This window comes from uncultured Polaribacter sp. (assembly GCF_947497125.1).
GTDB lineage: Bacteria > Bacteroidota > Bacteroidia > Flavobacteriales > Flavobacteriaceae > Polaribacter.
Window position 1 is genome coordinate 43634 of record NZ_CANMFI010000008.1, and the last position, 6295, is coordinate 49928.

The following is a 6295-nucleotide window of genomic DNA, read 5'->3' on the forward strand; positions in this document are numbered from 1 at the left end:
TGCAGGATTTCCTGCTTATTATCATTTTCTCAAAATAAATTACTTTAATTATTATTAGTGAATAATTTATAGCTGAATTTTATTTTCATCATAAAAATAACATTAAAACACCTTAAACACTGCGTTTTTCTCAATAAAAAACATAAATTAGCAAATATAATTTATTATAACATGGAGAAACAAGGCTTATATTTACCAGAATTTGAACACGAAAACTGTGGTGCAGGATTTATCTGTAATTTAAACGGAGAAAAAACAAATCAAATCATACATGATGCATTAGAAATACTTGTTAAACTAGAACATCGAGGTGGTGTAAGTGCTGATGGAAAAACAGGAGACGGTGCTGGTTTACTGATAGACATACCTCATGTTTATTTTGAGCGTGTTTGTAATTTTCCTATACCTAAACAAAGAGAGTATGCTGTAGGTATGGTGTTTCTTCCAAAGAATAAAAATCAATACAATTTTTGTAAATCTACTTTCGAAAACAATATAAAAGCACAAGGACTTACAATATTGGGTTGGAGAGTAGTACCCGTAGATTCTTCGCAGTTAGGAGAAATAGCCTTGGCTTCAGAACCAAACATCGAACAAATTTTTGTTGGTAAATCTGAAGATATTGATGAAGCTACTTTTAAAGCAAAATTATATGCTGCACGAAAAATTGCAGAACATACAATCAGAAAATCAAAAATTTCTGAAGCTAATTATTTTTACATTCCTAGTTTATCTATAACAACCATTATCTACAAGGGTATTATTATGCCAGAAGATATTGGTCCTTATTATAAAGATCTTCAAGAAAAAGATTTAGTAACAAAATTAGCCTTGGTACACCAACGTTTTTCTACCAATACAATGCCAACTTGGGAACTTGCGCAACCTTTTAGGCACATGTGTCAAAATGGTGAAATTAACACCCTACGTGGTAACGTAAGTAGAATGCGTGTACGAGAAGAAATTATGAAAAGTGATGTATTTGGACCACAAATAGATGAGCTTTTTCCAATAATTTTACCTGGTAAATCAGATTCTGCTTCTATGGATATGGTGGTAGAATTATTAACTCATACAGGACGTTCATTACCAGAAATTATGATGATGATGATACCAGAAGCTTGGGAAAAACATGCAACAATGTCTAAAGAGCGTAAAGCTTTTTACGAATACAATGGGTGTATTATGGAACCTTGGGATGGGCCGGCCTCTGTACCTTTTACAGACGGAGACTATATTGGTGCATTGTTAGATAGAAATGGTTTAAGACCTTCTAGATATACTATTACAAAAAGCGGTAGCTTAATTATGTCATCAGAAATTGGTGTGGTAGATGTTGCGCCAGAAGATGTTAAAGAACATGGTCGTTTAGAACCCGGAAAAATGTTTTTGGTAGACATGAATGAAGGGCGAATTATTGAAGATGAAGAAATAAAAAGTAAAATAGCTTTAGAAAGACCTTACCAAGAATGGTTAGATAAAACACGTTTGCACTTAAAAGATGTGCCTTATACAGGAGATACGTGTCCTATAGAAACTATAGACGTTAAAACTAGACAGCGTTTATTTAATTATACGTTTGAAGACATTCAAGAAGTAATAACACCAATGGCGCAAGTAGGTAAAGAAGCTTTGGGTTCTATGGGGATTGATACTCCTTTAGCTGTTTTATCTGACAGACCACAATTAATTTCTAATTATTTTAAGCAATTATTTGCCCAAGTAACCAATCCGCCATTAGATGGAATTAGAGAAGAAATTGTAACAGATATTAGTCTAAATTTAGGAAAAGACAGAAACATCTTTAGTATTACAGATAGACAATGTAGAAAGTTACGCATACAAAACCCTGTAATTTCTAATGCAGATTTAGAAAAAATTAGAAACATTGATATCGAAAGTTTCAAAGCAGAAACAATTCAAATTTTATACCCTAAAAAAGAAGGGTTAAACGGATTGGAAGATGCTCTTGATGCAATTGTAATTAAAGTAGAAAAAGCATTAGAGAAAAAGAACAATATCATCATTCTTTCAGACAGAGGTGTCAATCAAGAATTTGCACCAATCCCTGCTTTATTAGCTTGTTCATTTGTAAATCATCAATTAAACAGGTTAAGAAAACGTTCTTATTTTGATATTATTATAGAATCTGCAGAACCTAGAGAACCACATCATTTTGCTACTTTATTTGGATATGGCGCAAGTGCCATTAATCCATACATGGTAAACGAAATTATTAGAACTCAGGTAAAAGATGGTTTTATTACCGATATGAATGAGCAACAAGCAGTTGATAATTTTAATAAAGCTATCGGAAAAGGACTTTTAAAAGTGATGAACAAAATAGGAATTTCTACATTACATTCTTATAGAGGTTCACAAATTTTTGAAATTGTTGGTTTCAACTCTCAATTTGTAGAAAAATATTTCCCGTATACTGCTTCTAGAATAGAAGGTATCGGGTTGTATGAAATCGAAAAAGAGATAGATCAACGCTACAAACAAGCATATCCAGACAATCAGATTGATAAAAATTTAGGCTTAAATGTTGGGGGTGATTATAGATGGAGAAGAAATGGCGAGCGTCATTTATTCAACCCAACAACAGTTTCTAAATTACAGCAAGCGGTTCGTTTAAGCGACCAAACAAGCTACGATGTATATGCTAAAGCGATTAATGAACAAGCAGAGAATTTAATGACCATTCGTGGGTTGTTTCAGTTTGATAATTTAGATCCAATTCCTTTAGAGGAAGTAGAACCTTGGACAGAAATTGTAAAACGTTTTAAAACTGGTGCCATGTCTTATGGATCAATTTCTAGAGAGGCGCACGAAAATTTAGCGATTGCAATGAACCGAATCGGAGGTAAATCTAATTCTGGTGAAGGTGGAGAAGATAGAAAACGTTTTGAAAAAGATAGCAACGGAGATAGTAGAAACTCTGCCATAAAACAAGTTGCTTCTGGTCGTTTTGGGGTAACATCTCATTATTTATCCAACGCAAAAGAAATTCAAATTAAAATGGCGCAAGGTGCAAAACCTGGCGAAGGTGGTCAATTACCAGGATATAAAGTATTGCCTTGGATTGCAAATGCAAGAAATTCTACTCCTTTTGTAGGGTTGATTTCTCCGCCACCACACCACGATATTTATTCTATTGAAGATTTAGCACAGTTAATTTATGATTTAAAAAATGCTAACAGAGAGGCTAGAATTAATGTAAAATTAGTTTCAGAAGTTGGGGTAGGTACCATTGCAGCAGGTGTTGCAAAAGCAAAAGCAGATGTTGTTTTAATTTCTGGTTATGATGGTGGTACAGGTGCATCTCCTTTAACATCATTAAAACATGCAGGTTTACCTTGGGAACTAGGTTTGGCAGAAGCACAACAAACATTGGTAATGAACAGTCTACGTAGTAGAATTGTAGTAGAATGCGATGGCCAACTAAAAACAGGTAGAGATGTTGCAATTGCAGCTCTTTTAGGTGCTGAAGAATTCGGATTTGCAACGGCTCCTTTAGTAGCTTCTGGATGTATTATGATGCGTAAATGTCATTTAAACACTTGTCCTGTAGGTATTGCTACACAAGACAAAGAATTACGTAAGAACTTTAAAGGAACACCAGAACATGTAATTAACTTCTTCTATTATATTGCAGAAGAATTAAGAGCTATTATGGCACAACTAGGTTTTAGAACTTTAGATGAAATGGTTGGGCAAACTCATAAAATAAACGCTAACAAAGCAATTAAACATTACAAAGCCAAAGGTCTTGATTTATCTAGCATACTACACAGACCAACAGGTTATAGAGATCTTACTGTTAAGAATACAGAAAAACAAGATCATAATATAGACAATGTATTAGACTTTACAATTTTAAAAGATTCGCACAGAGCTTTATATCGTAAAGAACAGATGAATTTAAACTATACTATTAAAAACACCAATAGAACAGTTGGTGCAATAATTAGTAATGAAATATCTAAAATATATGGTCATTTAGGCTTACCTGAAGACACCTTAAACATGAATTTTACGGGTTCTGCCGGACAAAGTTTTGGTGCTTTTGGTGCACACGGATTAACTTTTACACTAGAAGGTGGTACTAATGACTATTTAGGAAAAGGATTATCTGGTGCCAAATTAATTATAAAAAAACCTGCAAAGGCAGACTTTATAGCTGAAAATAATATTATAGTTGGTAATGTTTGTCTGTTTGGTGCAGTTGCTGGGCAAGCGTACATCAATGGAATTGCAGGAGAACGTTTTGCGGTTCGTAACTCTGGTGCTACTGCAGTTGTAGAAGGTGTAGGTGATCATTGTTGTGAATACATGACAGGTGGTAAAGTAATTGTACTAGGTAAAACAGGTAGAAACTTTGCAGCTGGTATGAGTGGTGGTATTGCTTATGTGTATGATACAGAAAATAAATTTGTAAATGGACTGTGTAATACAGAAACAATCGAATTTGAAGAAATTACTGATGCAGACGCTGCCGCTTTAAAAGCAGACATCGAAAAACATGTTTTATACACAAACAGTAAAAAAGGTGCAGCTATATTAAGTGATTGGGAAACAAGTTTAAAAAACTTTGTTAGAATAATGCCAACTGAATATAAAAAAGCATTGAAACGTATAGAAACAGAAGAACCAATGTTCGAAGAACTAACAATAGCATAATGTCATGGGAAAAATAACAGGATTTAAAGAATTTGAAAGACAAGATGAAACGTACACCTCTGTAAAAGATCGTGTAAAAAATTACAAAGAATTTACGGTTCCTCTATCAGAAAAAGAAATTACAAAACAAGGATCTCGTTGTATGGACTGTGGTATTCCTTTTTGCCATAGTGGATGTCCGTTAGGAAATTTAATTCCAGACTTTAACCACATGGTTCATCAAGGAGAATGGAAAAAAGCTTCTTGGATACTTCATTCTACAAATAACTTCCCAGAGTTTACAGGTAGATTATGTCCTGCACCATGTGAACAAGCATGTGTACTAGGTATTATTGAAGACCCAGTTTCTATTGAAAATATTGAAAAAAATATAGTAGAACGTGCTTTTAAAGAAGGTTGGATAAAACCACAACCACCAAAAACTAGAACAGGCAAAACAATAGCAATAATTGGATCTGGACCAGCCGGATTGGCTGCTGCTCAACAACTAAATAGAGCCGGACATATAGTAACTGTTTTTGAAAGAGATGATGCAATCGGTGGATTATTAAGATATGGAATTCCGAACTTTAAAATGGAAAAAGGCATTATCGATCGAAGAATTGCCATCCTAAAAGCAGAAGGTATCATTTTTAAGACCAATGTAAATGTTGGTGTTAATTATGATGTTGAAGAATTAAAAGCATTTGACAGCATTGTGCTTTGTGGAGGTTCTACAGAGAGAAGAAGTTTACCAACACCAGGTATAGAGGCAAATGGCGTAGTACAAGCCATGGATTTTTTAACTCAACAAACAAAAGTATTATCGGGTCAGAAAATTGAAGATCAAATAATGGCAACTGATAAAGATGTTATTGTAATTGGTGGTGGTGATACTGGATCTGACTGTATTGGAACGTCAAACAGACATGGTGCAAAGTCTGTTGTTAACTTTGAAATTATGCCAAAGCCGCCAGGAGAAAGATCATCATCTACACCTTGGCCATTTTGGCCTTTAAAACTAAAAACATCATCATCTCATCAAGAAGGTGCAGAGAGAAATTGGTTAATCAATACAAAGGAATTTGTAAAGGATGAAGCTGGAAACTTAATTGCTTTAAAAACAGTTAATGTAGAATGGAAAATAGTACCAGGTCAAAGACCAGAGTTGATAGAAGTAGCAGGAACAGAAAAAACATGGCCTTGTAATTTAGCTTTGTTAGCACTAGGGTTTACAGGTCCAGAAAGTACATTAGCAGACAAACTAGGTTTAGAAAAGGACAATCAATCTAACTATAAAGCTGAATATGGAAAGTATCAAACAAATGTTCCAAATATATTTACTGCAGGTGATATGCGTAGAGGGCAATCTTTAATTGTCTGGGCTATCTCTGAAGGAAGAGAAGCAGCTAGACAAGTAGATTTATATTTAATGGGTAAATCAGAATTACCATCAAAAGATATTACTGGAGATTTAGTTGCTATGTAAAATTAGGTCTATAAAAAAAACAAGCCATTAGTATATGTTACTAATGGCTTATTTTTTGACCTATATCTATCTATCTATCTATCTATCTATCTATCTATCTATCTATCTATCTATCTATCTATCTATCTATCTATCTATCTATCT

Annotated in this window: 2 protein-coding genes; both read left to right on the forward strand. The window is 33.9% G+C overall.

Going from position 1 to position 6295, the window contains the following annotated elements; translation table 11 throughout:
- Positions 1 to 171: 171 nt before the first annotated feature.
- A complete protein-coding gene (gene gltB / locus Q0678_RS11455) occupies positions 172 to 4683 on the forward strand; it encodes a glutamate synthase large subunit (protein ID WP_299058000.1) in 4512 nt (1503 codons plus the stop codon).
- 4 nt (positions 4684 to 4687) lie between these two features.
- Entirely contained in the window at positions 4688 to 6151 is a 1464-nt protein-coding gene (locus Q0678_RS11460) for a glutamate synthase subunit beta (RefSeq protein WP_299058002.1), read from the forward strand.
- The last annotated feature ends 144 nt before the right edge of the window (positions 6152 to 6295 follow it).